Raw genomic sequence first — 18,791 nt, 5'->3', positions numbered from 1 at the left:
CGAATCAATCCGCCTTCAGGTTCAGTTCGCGGGCGATCTGCGCATAGGAGGCCGCTTCGCTGGCCACGCGCTGCGCGAAGGCGCTGCCGCAGCTCGACTCGGCATCCATGCCCAGGCCGTGCAGCTTTTCCGCGGCCGATGCACTCTTGGCAAACTCCACGGCCACGCGCTCCAGCGCCTGGGCCACGCCGTCGGGAATGCCGGCCGGCGCGAGCACGCCATACCAGACATCGGCCGAGTAGTCGCCGCCGCCCGCTTCTGCAAAGGTCGGCACCTGGGGCAGCAGGGACGCGCGTCTGGGCGAGGCCACGGCCAGCGCCGTGAGCTTGCCGCTGCGCACCTGGGGCAGCACCGAGCCCAGCGTGGCGAACGAGCTATCGAGCTGGCCGCCCATGAGGTCGGTCACCACGGGCGCCGCGCCCTTGTAGGGCACGTGGTTGAGCTTCAGGCCCTTGGCCCGCGCAAACATCTCGGTGGCGAAATGGCCCGAACTGCCCATGCCCGCCGTGCCGGCCGTGACGCTGCCGGGCCGGCTGCGCGCCTGGTCCATGTACTCCTGCAGGCTGCGCGCCGGCATGCCCGGCCCCACGACCAGCACCGTGGGGCTGCTGGCCACCGTGCACAGCGGCCGGAACGAGCGCACCACGTCGAACTTCACGCGGCCCTGGTACAGCGCCGGGATCATGCTGTGGTTGGTGGCGCCGAACAGCAGGGTGTAGCCATCGGACGGCGCACCAGCCACGGCCTGCGCGGCCACGATGGTGTTGGCCCCGGGTTTGTTGTCCACCACGAAGGGCTGGCCCAGGGCCTTGCCCGCATGGTCGGCAAAGGCGCGCGCCACCACGTCGGTGGGGCCGCCCGCCGCAAAGCCCACGACCAGCCGCACGGGCTTGGCCGGATAGTCCTTCTGCGCCAGTGCGGGCTGGGTGCCCAGCACGGCCAGCCCCATGGCGGCCAGCAGGCCGCCGCGCAAGGCCAGGCGGCGGACCTCTTGGAAATTCCTCGACATCGCTTGTCTCCTCAAATCACATGCATGCACATGCATGGGCCAAGGGCGCGCACGGCGCCCCTGCCCTGGCTCAGGCGCCGGCCGCCGCAGGCACGCGGGCCAGCACCTCCAGCACATTGCGGGCCGCGCCCACGCCCATGTTCACGTAGGCATCGCCGGTCACGCCGCCGATATGGGGGCTGAGCACGAAGTTCTTCTCGCCCTGGAACGGGTGGCCGGCCACCATGGGCTCCACCGCAAAGCTGTCCAGCCCTGCGGCCGCCACCTGGCCCGAGCGCACGGCGGCCAGCAGCGCGGCCTCGTCGATCAGGCCGCCGCGTGCGGTGTTGACCACGATCACGCCGCGCCTGCAGGCCGCCAGCGTGGAGGCGCCGAGCATGCCCCGGTTTTCCTCGGTCAGCGGGCAGTGCAGCGAAATCGCGTCGGACTCGCGCCAGATGGTTTCCAGGTCCACGGGCTGCACGTAGGCGGGCAGGTTCTTTGCGAAGGGATCGAAGCCGATCACGCGCATGCCCAGCGCATCGGCCATGCGCGCAAAGCGCAGCCCGATGGCACCCAGCCCCACCAGGCCCACGGTGCGCCCGCCCAGCTCCAGGCTCTTGTGCGTGGCCTTGTCCCAGTGGCCTGCGTGCATGCGGGCATCCAGCGCCACCACCGACTTGGCGCAGGCCAGCAGCAGGGCCAGGGCCTGCTCGGCCACGGCCGCCGCATTGGCGCCAGCGGCGGCCACCACGGCAATGCCGCGTTCGGCGGCAGCCGCCTTGTCGATGGTGTCCGTGCCGCTGCCGTGCTTGGAGATCACGCGCAGCGAGGGCGCCGCGTCCATCACGGCCGCGCCCACCTTGCCGTAGCGCACGATGATGGCCACGGGATCATGGGCGCGGCACAGCGCGACCAGGTCCTCTTCGGTGGGCGTCTTGCCCGCATAGACGATGTCGTGCCGGGCCAGCAGGTCCAGCGCCTGTTGCGCCAGATCGGCGCCGGTGACGATGATGGTGCTCACAGCGATTCCCCTTCCTTGAGCACGCCGGCCGCGCGCAGGGCCGCGGGCAGCCATTTCGATGCCGTGTCGCCGCGCGCAATGGCCTCGATGCGGGCGGCCTCGTCGGCCACCTTCTTCACGGCCAGCTCCAGCATGGCGGGTGCCTTGGCGCGCTCGATGACGACCACGCCATCGGCATCGCCCACCACCAGGTCGCCCGGGTGAACCGTCGTGCCACCAGCGGAGATGGCGTGGTTGATGCGGCCCGGCACGAACTTGGTCGGGCCTGCGGGATTGAAGCCTGCGCTGAACACGGGGAAGTCCAGCTCCAGCAGCTCCAGCCGGTCGCGGATGGCGCCGTCCACGATGACGCCGGCCAGGCCCAGCTTCTTGCAGGCGCTGAGCATCAGCGTGCCCATGAGCGCCGCCGTCTGGTCGCCCTTGCCGTCGATGACCAGCACATCGCCGGGCCGGGCCAGCGCAATGGCGGCGTGGATCATGAGGTTGTCGCCGGGGCGCACCTCGACGGTGAAGGCCGGGCCGGCCACCTTCATGCCCTGGTGCACGGGCGCCACGCGCGCATGCATGGTGCCGCGGCGGCCCGCCACGTCGGCCAGGATGGCGGCCTGAAAGCCGGCTGCGCGCTGCACGACTTGGGCGTCCACGCGCTCTATGTCACGGATGATTTCTGGGAGTTGGCTCATGATGGTCCAGTGAGATGAGGTGAAGGGAAACAGGAAGATGCAAGCGGTTCAGTCGGCCTTGATGCCGGCCTCGCGGATGAGTTGGGCCCACTTGGCGGAGTCGGATTTCTGCAGCTCGCCCAATTGCCGCGGCGTGCCGCCGACCAGGGTCACGCCCAGCCGCTCGGCCAGTGCCACGACGGCCGGGTCCTTGAGCGCCTGGCCGATCTCCTGGTTCAGCCGCTGCACGATGGCGGCCGGCGTCCTGGCCGGCGCAAAGACGGCCTGCCACTGCTCGACCACGAAGTCGCCGATGCCGGCCTCGGCCATGGTGGGCACGTCAGGCAGGGCCTTCAGGCGCGCCGCCGAGGTCACGGCCAGCGCGCGCAGCTTGCCGCCCTGCACATGGGGCAGCGCGGCCGCCACGGGGGCGAACATGAACTGCACCTGGCCCGCCAGCGTGTCCTGCAGCGCGGGCGTGTCGCCCTTGTAGGGCGCATGGATGAAGCGCACGCCACCCTTTCTTTGCAGCAGCTCGCCCTGCATCTGCAAGATGGTTCCGCTGCCGCCCGAGGCAAAGGCCAGCTGGCCCGGCTGCGCCTTGGCGGCGGCCAGCAGATCGGCCACCGTCTGGAAGGGCTGGGCCGCGCCCACCACCAGCAAATGGGGGATGGTGCCGATGGTGATGACCGGCTCGAAGCCCGCAATCGGGTCATAGGGCAGCTTGCCCATGAGGTGGGGCGCAATCGCCTGCGGGCCGATGGAGGTGCCCAGCAGCGTGTGGCCGTCCGGCGTCGCCTTGGCCACGTAGGCCGCGCCGATGGTGCCCGTGGCGCCCGCGCGGTTGTCCACGATCACGGTGCTGCCCAGGGCCTTGCCCAGGTGCAGCGCCACCTGGCGGCCCAGCACGTCGGTGCTGCCGCCGGGCGGGTAAGGCACGACCCAGGTGATGAGCTTGCCTGCCGGCCATGCGGGCTGCGCGTGGGCGGCGGCGCTGCACAGCGGCCCCAGCAGGGCGGCGCCGCCTGCGGCCAGCAGTGCGCGGCGCGTGGAGTGGAAGGTGTTCATGGCTTGTCTCCTGCTTGTGTGCAATGCAATGGCGGCGCTGCGGTCTCGAAGCCGTACAGCGCCCGGGGGTTGTCCACCAGCACGCGCTGCAGCGTGGCGGCGCCGCCGGCCTGGGAGGTCCAGTCGACGAGGCGGTCGATCTGGCGGGCGTCATCGGGCAGGGGCTGCATGCCTGCCAAGGCGCTGACATGCGGCCAGTCGCTGCCCCAGAGCACGCGCTCGGGCGCGCAGCGCAGATAGCTGGCGGCCAGGGCATCCAGCGCCGGGTCTTCGACCGACTGCAGCGCGCTGACGATGTAGCCGCCGGACAACTTGACCCAGGCCCTGCCGCCCTCCAGCAACTCCAGCAGCAACGCATGGCCCGCATGGCGCCCCGCCTGCACCGGGGCGATGCGGCCGAAGTGGTCGAACACCAGCGGCACCGGCAATTGCCGCAGCACGCCGGCCAGCGACGCCAGCAGGTCCGGCGCCATCAGCAGCTGCAGGTGCCAGCCCAGCGGCGCGATGCGGCGGGCCAGCGGCACCAGCAGCTCGGCCGTGCCCGTCACGCCCAGCGACAGGTTCAGCCGCACGCCGCGCACGCCCAGGCCGTGCAGGCGCTGCAGCTGGTCATCGCTTTCGCTGCCATCGATCACGGCCACGCCCCGCGCCTGCGGGCCGAGGGCGGCCAGCCCGTCCAACATGCAGCGGTTGTCGCTGCCGTAGGTGGACGGCGTGACCAGCACGCAGCGCGAGGTGCCCAGGCGCCGCTGCAGCGCGCGGTAGTCGCCGGCCGAGGCGTCGGGCGGCAGCAGCCGCGCGCCCGGGGTTGCCGGGTAGCGGCCGTCATAGACATGCACATGGCAGTCGCAGGCATCCGGGGGCAGCACGGCACGGGGCCGGGCGCTGCCCTGCGAGAAACGGACGGGCACGGCAAGGCTGTCGCAGTCCATGGCGAGATCTCGATGGAGGAAGAAAAAGGAAGGGAGGTGGGAGCGAGAAGGAAGCGAAAGGGCTGGCGCCCCTGCCCCCGGTCTCAGTCCAGGCTGGCGCCCGAGTCCTTGACGATGCGTGCCCAGCGCGGCACCTCGGCGCGCAGCAGCGCGGCGAACTTCTCGGACGAGCCGCCCAGCACCTCGCCGCCTTCGGAGCGCAGCTTCTCGGCCACCTCGGGCACCAGCAGCGCGTCGTTGATGGCCTTGTTCAGCTGCTGCACGATGGCCTGGGGCGTCCCGGCCGGGGCCAGCACGCCGAACCAGGTGACGGCCTCGAAGTCCTTGTAGCCCGACTCGGCCAGCGTGGGCGTCTGCGGCAGCTGGTCGGACCGCTTGAGCGAGGTGACCATCACCGCGCGCAGCTTGCCGTTGCGCACCTGGCCCAGCAGCGTGGGCACGGCGGACATGTAGAAATCGATCTGCCCGCCCACCAGGTCGGTCATGGCCTGGGCCGCGCCCTTGTAGGGCACATGGCGCAGCTTGATGCCGGCCGCGTTCTCGGCCAGTTCGCCGGCCAGGTGCGCCACCGTGCCGTTGCCCGAGTAGCCCAGCGTGAGGCCGTCGGGCTTGGCCCTGGCGGCCTTGACCAGGTCGTCAAAGGTCTTGTAGGGCGAGTTGGCCGGCGCGGCCATCACGATGGGCGCGGAAGACACCAGCGCCACGGGCACCAGGTCCTTCAGCGGGTCATAGGGCAGCTTGGCGTACAGCGAGGGGTTGATGGCCAGGTTGCTGGTCTGGCCCATGACCAGGGTATGGCCGTCCGGCGCGGCCTTGGCCACGGCATCCACGCCCAGGTTGCCGCCGGCGCCGGGCCGGTTGTCCACCACCACGGTCCACTTGTTGTGGTCCGCCAGCCGCTGGGCCACGGTGCGCGCGATCATGTCCGTGCCCCCACCGGGCGGAAACGGCACCACCAGGCGGATGGGCTTGCGGGGATAGGTGTCCTGGGCCTGTACAGCACCCACGGGCACGATGGCGGCAACGCCGACCAGGGCGGCAAGAAGGCGTGCGTTGAGGCAACGCGAAAGCGAGGGAATCGGCATGGCGGTTTGTCTCCGTTTGTTGTGTCCAACGCCCGCATGGCTGCGGTGCGTGGGACGAACTTTATGAAAACGTTTCAACCCATACAATGCCGTTTCATACAGCGCAACCAATTGCACGCCTTGCACCATGAACAAGCCCCCCAGCACCCCTTCCCCGGCGCAGCCATCCGATGACAAGGCCAGCCCGGCCAAGGACGGCGGCGTCATCGCCGTCACGCGTGCCTTGCAGCTGCTTGGCGCCTTCGCCCTCGGGGAGTCGCACCTGTCCCTGGCGGAACTGAGCCGGCGCTGCGCGCTGCACAAGACCACGGTGCTGCGGCTGGCGCGCACGCTGGCGCAGTCGGGCTTCATGGTGCAAAGGGACGATGGGGACTGGCGCCTGGGCCCGGCGGCAGGCTGGCTGGGTGCGCGCTACCAGGCGGGCTTTGATGTGCAGAACGTGCTGGAGCCCGCGCTGCGCGCGCTCACGCAGGCCAGCGGCGAGAGCGCGGCCTTCTATGTGCGCGAAGGCAATGTGCGCACCTGCCTCGTGCGCGTGGAAGGGCCGCAGGCCCTGCGCCACCATGCGCGCATGGGCGAGGGGCTGCCGCTGGACCAGGGCTCGCCGGGGCGCGTGATCCTGGCGTTTTCAGGCGAGCCGGGGCCGGTGTACGAGCAGATCCGCCAGCGCGGCTACCACTGGTCCATCGGCGAGCGCGAACAGGGCGTGGCCACGGTGTCGGCGCCGGTGTTCGGCATGCACTGGCGGCTGATGGGGTCGGTGTGCATCTCGGGGCCGGCATCGCGCCTGCCCGAGTCCCGGCTGGAAGCCATGGCGCAGACCGTGGTGGCGGCGGCCAACCAGCTGTCCTATGCGCTGGCGGGCAGCGCCAGCACACAGGCCCCTGTGGTGCGCGCCAGCCAGTGGCACCCCTGAGAACCCCTTCCGGGGCGACGCCCGGAAGGTGGATGGCCGCTTACTGCAGCGCGCCCATGGGCAGGGCGATGGGCTTGCCGTTGAGCGTGACCTGGCCGGCCTGCATCTTGAGCGCGCTGACCAGCTTGTCGCCTTCCAGGCGGGCATAGCCCGTGGCCTGGGCCATGCCCAGCATGCCTTCCACATCCTCTGCCGAGACATCGGGCTTGCCCGATGCCTTGATCAGCGGCTCCAGCCAGGCCTTGGGCAAGCTGGCATTGGCCTGCAGTGCCGAGGTCTTGAGCAGCGCCAGCATCCAGCCGGCCTGGGCGACCTGCTCCTGCGTGGGCGCGCTTTGCACTTCGGCGCCGTACTCCAGGTGGCCGGTCTGGCCCTGGTAGGTGGCCTGCAGCTTCATGGAGTAGGCCGGCAGGGCCGCCACCAGGCGCGGGGCGTTCTGCATCAGCACGCCCATGCCCTGCTCTTCCAGCGATTCCAGCGCCTTGGCCAGGCCCTCCTTGCGGTAGCCCTCGACCATGACGCGCTGGAAGCCGCGCAGCGCCTCGATGTCCAGGCGCTGGATCTTTTCCTCGTAGCCCACGGACTCGAAATCGATGGGGCCGATGCGGCCCGTGCCCTTGACCTGGGTGGTCATGCCCAGCGTGGTCTTGTCCGACTCGATGACCGAGCTGCCGTCCACGTTCTTGAGGTCCAGCAGCGTCTTGGCCTCGCCGCCTTCGGCCGGCGTGCTGCTCATGCCGAAGCGGGCGATGCGCACGCTGGCCTTGCCGGGGCCCAGGCCCCACAGGCCGTCGATGACCTTGTTCTCGAAGCTGCTCTCCAGGCCCGTGAGCATGATGCTGGTGCGCTCCACCGGCACTGCGGCCGGCTGGGTGGGGAGGGCCTCGTCGTTGTCGGATTCCTCCTCGTCGCCCTCTTCCTCTTCCACGCCCATGGACTTGTCGCGGCTGGGCAGGCCCAGCAGGGCCACCTCGGGCCAGCGCCAGGTGCCCTTGACGCTGCCACCGCCCAGGGCCGTGTCCAGCACCATTTCCTGCCAGCGCATGGTGACTTCCTGGTCGCCCAGCTCGCCGGCGGGCAGCAGCAGGCGCACATCCTGGCCGCCCGTGAAGTGGTGCACGCTGGTCAGCGTGGGGGCTGCGGCCTTGGCCAGCACCTGCGTGCTCTTTTCGTCCAGGCCGTCGAGCGCAAAGCGTGTCTCGGAAACCGCTGCCGCCAGTCGGCCACCGGCCAGCGGGCCGTGGCGCACCGTGGTGTCCACCACCAGGCGCACGGGCTTGGACGCAGCGACCGGCTCTGCTGCGGCGGGCGCTTCAGCTGTGTCGGCTGCTTTTGCCGCGTCAGCCGCTTCAGCCGCATCGGCGGCCTGAGCTTCCGCCGCAGGCCACTGCAGCACCAGCTTGGCCTGGGAGGAGAGGAATCCCTTGTGGTACTCGTCGGTCACGACGACTTTCTCGCCCAGCACCTTGCGCAATTCGGCCACGGCCTCCTTGTAGCCAGCCTCGGCCCGCTGGCCGGTATACCAGGTGGTTCCTCCATAGGCCACGACGGCCAATGCCACGGCAGCGGCCACTGCGGTTTTCTTGTTGCTCATTGTGAATATCCCGTGATGAATAAGACCCCTCCCCCTCGGGCGGGCCGCGCGACTGTATCAGTTCGGCGTTTCACCACGGAACGGCAATGGCCCATGCAATGGCGCATCTGAGCCACCCGTGGCAGGCCCATGTGGGCGCACGCCTTTGCGCAGCCCTTGCCAGGCCTTGTCTTGCGCCGTTCTCAAGGCCCGCGCCCATGGAATTGCCCAGGCGCGACAGGCGCCCGGTTTTTTCAATTGCTTACCATTGCCGCGCATGATTGGCATGCCAATGGAATGCGCAACGTACGCTATGCCGCCATGGATATGGCGTCAATCAGGCCTTTGCGGAATTCTTCGGCTTTTGCGGTGTCTTCACTTGCCGTCAATGCGGCCTGCCAATGCGGCCTGTCATTGCGCCCCCATGCAGGTCGTATGCCGGTCGTATGCCGGCCGTATACCCACCGTATGCCGGCCACATGCCGGCAATGGCCGCATTCACCCGGCCTGCAGCAAGAAAGGCAGGGCCGCGTCCAGCAGTGCATCGGGCGCCTCCTCGGCGATGTAGTGCCCGCAGGCCAGCGGCCGGCCCCGCACATCGTCGGCCACGAGCTGCCACTCGCGCAGCGGATCGAAGCAGCGGTGCACCACGCCCTCCTCGCCCCAGAGCACCAGCAGCGGCATGGACAGCCTGCGCCCGAGCTGGCGGTCTTCGCGGTCATGGTCGAGGTCGATGCCGGCCGAGGCGCGGTAGTCCTCGCACATGCCGTGCGCGCTGCCCGGCAGCGCCAGGCAGCGCTGGTACTCGGCCAGCGCCCGGGGATCGAAGGGCGCCAGGCCGGCGCTGCGCCGGCCCATGATCTCGCGCACATAGGCGGCGGGGTCGGCCTCGATCAGGCGCTCGGGCAGCGGCGCGGGCTGGATCAGGAAGAACCAGTGCCAGTAGGCGCGCGCAAAGGCCTCGCCGGTCTGCTCGTACATGGCCAGCGTGGGCGCAATGTCCAGCAGCACCAGGCGCTGCACGCTGGCGGGATAGTCCATGGCCAGCCGGTGCGCCACGCGCGCGCCCCGGTCATGCGCCAGCACGCTGAAATGCTCATGGCCCAGCCGGGCCATCAGCCGCAGCAGGTCGCGGGCCATGGTGCGCTTGCTGTAGTTCACATGCTCGGGGTCGCCGGCCGGGCGCGAGGAGTCGCCATAGCCGCGCAGGTCGGCCAGCACCAGGGTGAACTGCTGCGCCAGCCGGGGCGCGACGCGGTGCCAGATGGCGCTGGTCTGCGGGTGGCCGTGCACCAGCAGCAGGGCCGGACCCTGCCCGCCCACCCAGGCGTTGATCTCCACCCCGTCATCGACCGTGATGCGCTGCTGGCGCAGGCCCGGCATCCATGGATCTGTGTGCATCCCGGAGATTCCTTCTACGTTGTTCATGACTGTCAGCCTGCCATGCTAATCAGTAAACCAGGCTGCATAAATAGCAAAATACTGCATTGATCCATCAGTTCAATTTACGAATCAACCATTCACCGCATCCACCATGGACGGCTTTTCCGACCTGCGTTTCTTCTCGCTGCTGATCCGCGAAGGCAGCCTGGCCGCCGCGGCCCAGCAGATGGGGGTGACGCCGCCCGCCGTCAGCCGCCGCCTGTCCCTGCTGGAGCGGCGCCTGGGCGTGCGCCTGCTGCAGCGCACGACACGGCGCATCCACCTGACGCCCGAGGGCGAAGCCTACCTGCTGGACGGCGCGCGCATCCTGGCCGACCTGGAGGCGCTGGAGCGCAGCATCTCGGGCACGCGCGCCACGGCGCGCGGCCCGCTGTCCATTGCCTGCACGCTGGGCTTTGGCCGCCAGCGGCTGGCGCCCGCGCTGTCGGCCTTTGCCCGCGCCTATCCCGAGGTGCAGGTGCAACTGCAACTGACGGACAGGCCCGTCAACCTGGTCGAGCAGGGCTTTGACGCCGTGGTGCGCTTCGGCGCCCTGCCCGACTCCGCCCTCACCGCCCGCCTGCTGCTGCCCAACCGCCGCGTGCTGTGCGCCGCGCCCTCCTACCTGGATGCCCATGGCGAGCCGCGCCAGCCCGCCGACCTGCAGGCCCACCGCTGCATCGTGATCCGCGAGAGCGACGAAACCTATGGCAGCTGGCGCCTGAGCCGGCGCACGCGCCAGGGCCTGAGCGAGCACAACATCAAGGTCAACGGCGTGATGAGCACCAACGACGGCGCAGCGGCCCTGGCCTGGGCGCTGGACGGCCACGGCATCCTGCAGCGCTCGCTGTGGGACGTGGCCGCGCCGCTGGCCGCAGGCGCGCTGCGCGAGGTCCTGCCCCAATGGCAGCTGCCTGCGGCCGACATCTACCTGGTGCACGCCACGCGCAGCGAGATGTCGGCCAGAATCCGCGCGCTCACCGGCTTTCTGGGCGACTGGTTTGCACAACGGCCTGAGCCGGACATGGCGCCCGCCTGAGCCCGGGCGCAATCTGCAACCTCGGCGGCAGACAGGCTGTCATGCGCGTTCACCCCGCGCAGCGCAGGCCATGCGAACATGGCCCGCAACGACAACCACCACACCCAGGAGACAAGACACATGGCCACCGCCCGCTACCCCCAGCCCGAACTGTCCAGCCTGCCCGAGGACATCCGCACCCGCATCCTTGAAGTGCAGGAAAAGGCAGGCTTCATCCCCAACGTCTTCCTGGCCTTTGCGCGCCGCCCTGCCGAGTGGCGCGCCTTCTTCGCCTACCACGATGCGCTCATGCTCAAGGAGGAAGGCAGCCTGACCAAGGGCGAGCGCGAGATGATCGTCACCACCACCAGCGCGGCCAACCAGTGCCTGTACTGCGTGGTGGCCCACGGCGCCATCCTGCGCATCTACGAAAAGCAGCCCTATGTGGCCGACCAGGTGGCCGTCAACTACCGCAAGGCCGACATCAGCGCCCGCCAGCGCGCCATGCTGGACTTCGCCATGAAGGTCTGCGAACGCAGCCATGAAATCTGCGAGGCCGACTTCGAGGCGCTGTACCCGCATGGCTTCGACGACGAGGACATCTGGGACATCGCCGCCATCACCGCCTTCTTCGGCCTGTCCAACCGCATGGCCAGCTTTGCCGGCATGCAGCCCAATCCCGAGTTCTTCCTCATGGGGCGCGTGCCGCGCGAGAAGAAATAAGGCGTCAGAGTGGGACGGCTTCATGGAAAACCCAATCCCGTAGCCTCCAATGATCCTAGGAATAATCTGAAAATAAGCTGAGAGATATTCTGGAAAAATACCGACCAAAGGTCATGATTCGGTGCGCTTTTCAAGATGGACGCTTGGCTATTTTCTTTTCTTGACAGTCATTAACACGGGATTCCTGATGTAGCGCATTAGCTGGATTCCCGCACTCCGGCGTAAAAAGAACCGTTCGAAGCCACCCTGCCGCCCAAGGGGGCTCTCTTGCCGGCCTCCCTGAAGATGCACAGCATGGCCCTGCAGCCAGCCAAGAGCAGAACCAACTGCCCGAGCCGCGCGTGCGCACCTGTCCAGTTTCTTCAGGGAGAACCCATGAATCCGGCAATAAAGGCAATTGCGGGCAGCTTGGCGCTGCTGATGACAATGGCGGCGTGGCCCGTCCATTCCCAGGAAGTCATTCCCGACTTCTACAAAGATCCGGGAATTCAACCCAATCGCAGCTATGTGAACCAGGTATTCGGTGAATTCATTGATCCATTCACCGGCGCACTGCAACTGCATTACGTGGATATCCACCTGCCCGGCAATGGCGGCTTCGACCTGAAAGTAGTACGTTCGTACAACAGCACATCGGTAGAACCCACGAATCCGGCGCTCCATGAATCGCTGGCGGGCGTGGGCTGGAACATCCATTTTGGAAGGGTGCTCAAGTCCCGCGAAACCAGTATTTGCTTCAACAAGAACAGCCAGACCATCGCTGACAACCCCGTGCTGGAGCTGCCTGACGGCAGCCGCCAGCTGCTGGCTTTCACAGGCACGACCGCACCACTGCTGATCACCACGCAGCGTTGGCGCGCCGACTGCATCACCAGCGGCGCGGGTGGGCTGGCCATCACATCACCCGACGGCACGCGCTACGACATGAACCAACTGGTCAATCTGGGTGGCGGCCCCTATCCCACATATGCCTGGTTGACGAGCCGCATCACGGACCGCAACGGCAACTACGCCACCATCCAGTACGCGGCGGCCGCCTCGCCGCAGATATCCAGCGTGGTCACAAGCGATGGTCGCTCAGTCCAGTTTTTCTATGCGGACAGCGGTATGGCGAGCCGGAGGATCACCGCCATCAGCGCGGCAGGCCAGACCTACCACTACGCCTATCAGGGCATCTCAAACGTCAGGGACAAATTCCAGCTCGGCTCCGTCACCCGGCCCGACGGTCTGCGCTGGATCTATGACTACAACGGGAACCTCAACAACACCCCCGGCAGCCACATCATGCGGCGCCTGACCTACCCTCAGGGGGGCTCCATCGGCTATCAATACGGTTTCGTCCACTTCGACACCCAGGCCAATCCCGCCAGCCGCTCTACCGTGGTCACGGCCAAGTCCACAAGCACGGGAGGCAACTGGTCCTTCAGCTACGCGCCCGGACGCCCCGGCGCACACGACGTAACCACCGTCAACACCCCCTCAGGCACCGTGACCTACCGGCACATAGGGCCCAATTACTCTAGCTCGGGCAGCGTATGGATGGTGGGCCTGCTGGCCTCCAAAAGCCTGGGTAGCAGCCAGACCGAGACCTACACCTGGGGCAAGCAGAAGATATCGAGCGAGAACAACTTCCGTCCCGGCGCCTTCGCTACCAAGGTCGATATCGGTGAATTCAACGCCCCGCTTCTTGCAGAGCGCACCATCACACGAGACAACGCCAGCTATACGACCCGCTACAGCAACTTCGACACCTATGGCAATCCTGGCACGATCTCCGAATACGGCCCATCGAGCGGCAACCGCACCACCAGCCTGAGCTACTACATCAACCCGTCCAAATGGATAGTGCGCCAGGTGCAAAGCGAAAGCCATGCGGGCGGCAGCATATCGCGCAGCTTCGACGGCAATGGCAACATGACCTCCATCACCCGCGATGGCATCCAGACCCGCCACGCGTATGACGGCCAAGGCAACCTGAGCGCCACCACCTTCCCGCGAGGGCTGACACACTACTACGGTGGCTACAGGCGGGGAATAGCCCAATCGGAATCGCAGCCCGAGGGCATTTCCATCTCGCGGACGGTCAGCGATGCGGGCAACGTCACTTACGAGACCCGGGGTGACGGCAGTACCTGGACCTATGGCTATGACGGTCTCAACCGCATCATCTCCGTCGGCTATCCCGCAGGCAACAGCGTCCAGATCAGCCATGGCACCACCACGCGCACCGTCAGCCGGGGAGCGCTCACCCAGACCACCAGCTTCAACGGCTTCGGTCAGCCCGTGTCCGTCAACCATGGCGGCATCGTGCGAAGTTTCAGCGTCGACGCGCTGGGCCGCAGAACCTTTGAATCCGACCCGGGCACCAGCGCAGGAACCGCCTACCGGCACGACATCCTGGACCGCGTCATCTCCATACGCCATGCGGATGGCAGCACGCAGGGCATAGGCTACGGCCCCGCCACACGCGCCGTGGTGGACGAACGCGGTCTGACAACCACCTACCGCTACCGCGCCTACGGCGACCCCGACCAGCCGCTGCTGATGGCCATCTCCACACCGGAGCCGTCCACCAACCTGTCCATCGGCCGCAATGCCAGGGGACTGGTGACCTCAGTCACGCAAGCGGGCATCACACGAAGCTACGGCTACAACGGCAGCTACCAACTGACATCCATCACACACCCAGAGACCGGCACCACAAGCCTGGGCCGCGATGCCGCAGGCAACATGATTTCAAGGATCACAGGGACCGTAGGCACCATCCAATACCGATACGACGGGCACAACCGCCTGCAGTCCATCAGCTACCCCGGCTCCACCCCGGACGTCACGTACAGCTACGACAGGGCCCACCGCCTGCTGAGCACGGCCACATCCGAAGCCACACGTCGCTTCACCTACGACCGCAACGGCAACCTCACGCGGGAGGAGTTGGCTGCAGGTGGCTTCAATTGGAATGCTGGCTACAGCTACAACGGCAATGACCAATTGGCATCCATCACCTACCCACTGTCTGGCTCCACCGTCAGCTACACACTGGACAGTCTAGGCAGACCCACGGCCATGCCCGGCTACATCAGCAGCGTCAGCTACTGGCCGTCCCGCCAGATCAAGCGCATCGCCTATGCCAACGGAGTGCAGTCCGAATATGGCCAGAACGAAAGGCTGCTTCCCGCCTCGTTCGCCACCTCGCGCCAGGGCAGCTATTTCCACCGATCCATCCTGACCTATGACCGCACGGGCAATCTCACCAGCGTGAGGGATACGGCCGATGCGGACTATGACCGTACCTTCGGCTATGACGGCGTGCACAGACTGGTATCCATGGGCACCTCCAGGGGGCGCGGAAGCATCAGCTACAGCGGCTCCGGCAACATTACCCGCCAGAGCCTGGGCAGCGAACTGATCGACTACCGCTACGACAGCCGCCACCGCCTGTCCTCCATCACCGTCAATGGCGGCCCGACCAACCACTTCACCTACGACACGGCGGGTAACTTCATCCAGAGCAGCCAGAAGTCCTACACCTACAACGCCGTCCCCAACCTGCTGTGCACCGACTGCTGGGGCAATTCCCCCATCCGTTATGCCTACGACGGCGACCAGAAACGCACCCACACCACCAAGGCAGGCGTCACCACCTACGAGTTCCATGGTGTGCACGGCAACCTGCTCGCGGAATACGGCTCCGGCCAGCTCACCGAATACATCTACCTCAACGGCAAGCGCATTGCACAGAAAGTGAGCGCCCGATGAAGAACGCCATCCGCCAATCCTGCCGGCGCCTGCTGGCAGCTGCCGCGCTGCTTCTGGCAGCCCTGCTGACCACGCCCGGTGCGCTGGCCCAGGCCACCGTCACCTACTTCCACAACGACGCTGCAGGCACGCCCTGGCTGGCCACCAACCAATCCGGCGCCGTACTCTGGAAGGAAAACTACCTGCCCTATGGCTACCGCCAGAAGGTGGAGCCGGCCAGCGCGGACAACAAGCTGTGGTTCGCTGGCAGGCCCTACGACCCCGATACGGGCATGACCTACATGGGCGCGCGGTACTACATGCCGCTGCTGGGCCGGTTCACGGGCATGGACCCCAAGGAGATGAATCCCGAGCAGATCCACAGCTTCAACCGCTACGCCTACGCCAACAACAACCCGAACAAATACCTGGACCCGGACGGCAAGCTTGCGGAAACCGTCTGGGACGCGTTCAATATTTCTATCGGCTTCCAGAGTCTGGTCAGCAATGTCCGGGAGGGGAACTGGAGCGGGGCTGCGGTAGATGCGGCAGGTATCGCGATTGATGGGGTTGCGGCGGCAATACCTGTAGTGCCTGGAGGGGTTGGGGCAAGTATTGCGGCGTATCGTTCGATAGATTCCGCCAAAGATGGCACCTTAATATATAGATCTGCCTCTGGAACGCCAAATAGTATGACCCCGAGGACTGTTGACGTGCAGGGCCTATCCGCCACCAATAGTATTGAAAAATCTCTACCCGGAAAAATTCAAGTCATCAACACGGCAAAATTTAAAAACCTATGTGCAGTTTGTGACAATCCTCAGACGGGCCATGTCTCCATTAAGCCGATAGACATGAATCAAATGCAAGGATGGATTGACAGTCGAGGCAGCAACAGCATGCATCCGCTAACTCAAGAATTACTTGATTCTGTGGAAGGAGTTATGCGTAAATGAATCACATACTTCATTTGGAAATGAAGATATTTTGGAAGGAAATTCAATATTTTCTTTCAAAATTCAATGCCGACATAAACAGATCAGTTAACAACGTTATTTCAAATATATCGTGTAACTCAAACGAATCATTCCCATTGAACGGATATCTATCTTTGGCACGAAGCATTGACAGCAATGAATTGGCAATAGTTATTAATGTACATTTAATAGACGATACATTAAATATCACATCAGATGCATGCATGGAGGACGGCAGAATCATTAACAAAGGTCCTTCAGTTCAATTACCAGCAAGCACATTCTCCATGGATAACATAGTGGTTTCCAATTGGCTTCACGAATTTTCATCGTTTCTAGATAATGAAAAAGAAAATATAACGACAGAGTTGCTTCATGGATAATAATTTACAACCATTCATTAATAGATAAATATTTTCATTGATTTGAATTCGGGGAATTTTCGAAATATGATGAAATAGAATGTCAAATATAATTAGCAAATTATCCATCAAAAATGAGAAAATCACACCAACAAAAATAGTATTAGAGCCTATACCATAATACTACATACTACAATCAGGCCAACGTGCCGTAGTTCATGCTATATTTGAAACCAATACAGAAAATCAGAATCTTACCATCGCACCCAATGAGGATTTTCTTGTCATTTACACGCCTGGAGAAATATCAGGTTTTGTAGACTGCTTCGTCATGCATGAAGGTGTGATATTGAAACCTGACGGAAGTTAAGTAAAATTAAGAACCGCAGTATCTCATATTATAGAATTTCTAATTTTCAGCAGAACTTTTAATAAAAAATTGATGACTTGACAGAATATTTATAGAAGACTGGGAGTGTTTTTAAGCAGCACCTTGGTGATAAGTAAAATGCTGTTTTATAAAAAATTTCAACAAGATTGCAGAGTCTGGCCAGCAATGTCCGGGATGGGAACTGGAGCGGGGCCGCGGTGGATGCGGCGGGTGTCGCGATGGTTAGGGTTGCGGCGGCGATACCTGTGGTGCCTCCTGGAGGGGTTGGGGTGAGTATTGCGGCCTATCGTTCGATAGAGCAAGCTCGGCTCCAAGCGACACATCGTTGTAGATACCAGAGGCGTCCCGCTGGCGATCTTGGTCAGCGGCGCGAACCGGCACGACGACAAGGTGTTCGAGAGGTGCGTGCACGCGATTCCTGCGATTGCAGGCTTGCCAGCGCATCCCCGCAAAAGACCAGCCAAGCTGCACGCCGACAAGGGCTATGACTACAAGCGTTGCCGTGCGCATTTGAGACAACGGGGTATTGCCAGACGAGGCGTTGAGACCAGCGAGCGGCTGGGCAAGCACCGATGGATGGTGGAGCGGACGAACGGATGGTTTGCAGGCTTGGGCAATCTGCGAATCCGCTTTGAACGACGGTTGGACATCCACGAAGCGCTGCTGAAATTGGCGGCGTCGATCGTCTGTGCGCGCTTCGTGGATATGTGATGCCGACAACTTTAAGCCACCTATTGGCCGCACCGGAATTTACCGATGCTTTAAATAGGAATTTTTTGAGGCCAAAATTATAAGCAATCAATGAATATTGGCTTAATCAAAGCATTATCACGGATACAGCGTATTTGATGTTTCTATACCGTCAATCAACATACCAGCTTATTGCTCCGCGAAATACCTTTTGCGCCAGCACGGCTCCATTGCCAGTCTGAATATCTACCTGAGCGTATTGACCAGTTGTATTGGCTGCGAAATTTGCTCCGTGAGGAGGCTGCAAGGGGACGCCGAACTGAGGTCCTTGGTTGAGGTTGACCAAGAAGTCCACATGCCCTAAACATACCACTGCTTGGGTGGAGTCGTCTCGAACAGAAACCTGCGCGCATGGAGCATTCCAGAAATGAACACCCGGCTCATGAGTAACTATCTTTACAGACGCGCCATTTTTTGCTGCTGTTCGGAGTGCTTGTAGCGAGCCCACTGTTGCATTTCCATTTACGTCATGGGCATAAATCAAATTCCAGGCGTGCGAAGTGCTCGCAACGAGAATCATCGCAGCAGCAGAAATGCATTTTTTAATTAACATTTGATTCCTTTATTTAAAAAGCGGAATTTATTCTAACCAAGATCTATGGCGATGATTTGATAAAAAGCCCTAGCAAAATGACTCAATTAAAGGTTTATCTAGAAATAAATTAAGACCAATCTGATTGCAGAGAGCAATCAGCAATCCAAAAAGACATCCACCCTCAACAATAGGCTGTACTACAGGCCTGAGAACAAGTATTTCATGGGAAGAACTCCCCAATCCATTGGATACGGCAGCGGCATGACCTGCTAGCGACGCCTGTGCGACTGGAACGCTGCTGGTGTCTGGGAGCAGTTGCAATAGGCAATGCTGACACGACTGCGTGCACATGACCAGATCGAATGGAGCCGGATCAGCATTGATGGCTCCTCGTTCCTAGGCCCCGGGGACCAGGAAACGGGCACCAACCCGGCGGACAACGGCAAGCTCGATTCCAAGCGACACATCGCCGTGGATGCCTAAGACATTCCTCTGATGGTTTAAAGGCTTTGACAAGTTACGAATCCACTTTGAACGACGAATGGAAATTCACGAAGCGCTGTTGAAGTTGGCGGCAGCGATCATCTGTGCGCGCTTTGTGGATCGGTGGCGTTAATCACAACAAGT

General features: G+C 63.7%; 15 protein-coding genes and 2 pseudogenes. 8 read left to right on the top strand and 9 right to left on the bottom strand.

All coding sequences use genetic code 11. The annotated features are described in order from the left end of the window. Positions 1 to 4: 4 nt before the first annotated feature. The 6 genes from ACM14_RS15725 to ACM14_RS15700 all read right to left on the bottom strand — a co-directional run bounded on the left by ACM14_RS15725 (position 5) and on the right by ACM14_RS15700 (position 5,759). Positions 5 to 1,009 (bottom strand): tripartite tricarboxylate transporter substrate binding protein, encoded by a 1,005-nt coding sequence (locus ACM14_RS15725; protein ID WP_065346656.1) that lies wholly within the window; start codon positions 1,007 to 1,009, stop codon positions 5 to 7. A 70-nt stretch (positions 1,010 to 1,079) separates the two neighbouring features. Continuing rightward, positions 1,080 to 2,012 carry an NAD(P)-dependent oxidoreductase gene (locus tag ACM14_RS15720; RefSeq protein ID WP_065346655.1) on the bottom strand — a complete coding sequence of 311 codons (933 nt, stop codon included), beginning with the start codon at positions 2,010 to 2,012 and terminating at the stop codon, positions 1,080 to 1,082. Then, positions 2,009 to 2,695, bottom strand: coding sequence for a diguanylate cyclase (locus ACM14_RS15715; RefSeq protein WP_047216950.1), 687 nt, complete (start codon positions 2,693 to 2,695; stop codon positions 2,009 to 2,011). The genes ACM14_RS15720 and ACM14_RS15715 overlap by 4 nt, the downstream gene beginning before the upstream one ends. A gap of 48 nt (positions 2,696 to 2,743) precedes the next feature. After that, complete coding sequence (locus ACM14_RS15710; protein WP_065346654.1) at positions 2,744 to 3,742, bottom strand: tripartite tricarboxylate transporter substrate binding protein; 999 nt, start codon at positions 3,740 to 3,742, stop codon at positions 2,744 to 2,746. After that, on the bottom strand, positions 3,739 to 4,674 hold the full coding sequence (locus ACM14_RS15705) for an amidohydrolase (protein ID WP_065346653.1): 936 nt from the start codon (positions 4,672 to 4,674) through the stop codon (positions 3,739 to 3,741). The genes ACM14_RS15710 and ACM14_RS15705 overlap by 4 nt, the downstream gene beginning before the upstream one ends. Before the next feature lie 83 nt (positions 4,675 to 4,757). Beyond that, positions 4,758 to 5,759 carry a tripartite tricarboxylate transporter substrate binding protein gene (locus tag ACM14_RS15700; RefSeq protein WP_065346652.1) on the bottom strand — a complete coding sequence of 334 codons (1,002 nt, stop codon included), beginning with the start codon at positions 5,757 to 5,759 and terminating at the stop codon, positions 4,758 to 4,760. Between the two features lie 127 nt (positions 5,760 to 5,886). Between ACM14_RS15700 and ACM14_RS15695 the strand changes: the two genes are divergently transcribed. Beyond that, positions 5,887 to 6,675 carry an IclR family transcriptional regulator gene (locus ACM14_RS15695; protein ID WP_065346651.1) on the top strand — a complete coding sequence of 263 codons (789 nt, stop codon included), beginning with the start codon at positions 5,887 to 5,889 and terminating at the stop codon, positions 6,673 to 6,675. 40 nt (positions 6,676 to 6,715) lie between these two features. Here ACM14_RS15695 and ACM14_RS15690 read toward each other — a convergent pair whose 3' ends face one another. Together ACM14_RS15690 and ACM14_RS15685 are read right to left on the bottom strand one after the other, a co-directional pair. After that, entirely contained in the window at positions 6,716 to 8,269 is a 1,554-nt protein-coding gene (locus ACM14_RS15690; RefSeq protein WP_065346650.1) for a YdgA family protein, read from the bottom strand. A 477-nt stretch (positions 8,270 to 8,746) separates the two neighbouring features. After that, positions 8,747 to 9,649 carry an alpha/beta fold hydrolase gene (locus ACM14_RS15685; RefSeq protein ID WP_065346649.1) on the bottom strand — a complete coding sequence of 301 codons (903 nt, stop codon included), beginning with the start codon at positions 9,647 to 9,649 and terminating at the stop codon, positions 8,747 to 8,749. Positions 9,650 to 9,782: 133 nt separating this feature from the next. Between ACM14_RS15685 and ACM14_RS15680 the strand changes: the two genes are divergently transcribed. The 6 genes and pseudogenes from ACM14_RS15680 to ACM14_RS15660 all read left to right on the top strand — a co-directional run. Continuing rightward, a complete protein-coding gene (locus ACM14_RS15680; protein ID WP_063325566.1) occupies positions 9,783 to 10,709 on the top strand; it encodes a LysR family transcriptional regulator in 927 nt (308 codons plus the stop codon). 120 nt (positions 10,710 to 10,829) lie between these two features. Continuing rightward, the gene (locus ACM14_RS15675) at positions 10,830 to 11,411 is read left to right on the top strand and encodes a peroxidase-related enzyme (RefSeq protein ID WP_013801997.1); all 582 of its coding nucleotides are present in this window, start codon (positions 10,830 to 10,832) and stop codon (positions 11,409 to 11,411) included. A gap of 420 nt (positions 11,412 to 11,831) precedes the next feature. Then, a complete protein-coding gene (locus ACM14_RS32275; protein WP_217491963.1) occupies positions 11,832 to 15,170 on the top strand; it encodes a DUF6531 domain-containing protein in 3,339 nt (1,112 codons plus the stop codon). Beyond that, the gene (locus ACM14_RS30745; RefSeq protein WP_139093441.1) at positions 15,167 to 16,105 is read left to right on the top strand and encodes an RHS repeat domain-containing protein; all 939 of its coding nucleotides are present in this window, start codon (positions 15,167 to 15,169) and stop codon (positions 16,103 to 16,105) included. The genes ACM14_RS32275 and ACM14_RS30745 overlap by 4 nt, the downstream gene beginning before the upstream one ends. After that, positions 16,102 to 16,509 (top strand): hypothetical protein, encoded by a 408-nt coding sequence (locus tag ACM14_RS31625; protein ID WP_139093440.1) that lies wholly within the window; start codon positions 16,102 to 16,104, stop codon positions 16,507 to 16,509. The genes ACM14_RS30745 and ACM14_RS31625 overlap by 4 nt, the downstream gene beginning before the upstream one ends. A gap of 670 nt (positions 16,510 to 17,179) precedes the next feature. Then, positions 17,180 to 17,590 (top strand): annotated as a pseudogene (locus ACM14_RS15660) (transposase); the annotation flags it as partial. 151 nt (positions 17,591 to 17,741) lie between these two features. Here ACM14_RS15660 and ACM14_RS31620 read toward each other — a convergent pair. Continuing rightward, positions 17,742 to 18,182 (bottom strand): hypothetical protein, encoded by a 441-nt coding sequence (locus ACM14_RS31620; protein WP_139093439.1) that lies wholly within the window; start codon positions 18,180 to 18,182, stop codon positions 17,742 to 17,744. A 187-nt stretch (positions 18,183 to 18,369) separates the two neighbouring features. Between ACM14_RS31620 and ACM14_RS15655 the strand changes: the two are divergent. Next, positions 18,370 to 18,780 (top strand): annotated as a pseudogene (locus ACM14_RS15655) (hypothetical protein); the annotation flags it as partial. Positions 18,781 to 18,791: the final 11 nt, after the last annotated feature.

The sequence above is a fragment of the Delftia sp. JD2 genome (genome assembly GCF_001682645.1).
GTDB classification, from domain to species: Bacteria; Pseudomonadota; Gammaproteobacteria; order Burkholderiales; family Burkholderiaceae_C; genus Comamonas; species Comamonas acidovorans.
Note: the sequence above shows the minus strand (reverse complement) of the source record. Positions and strands in the feature narration are given on the sequence as shown.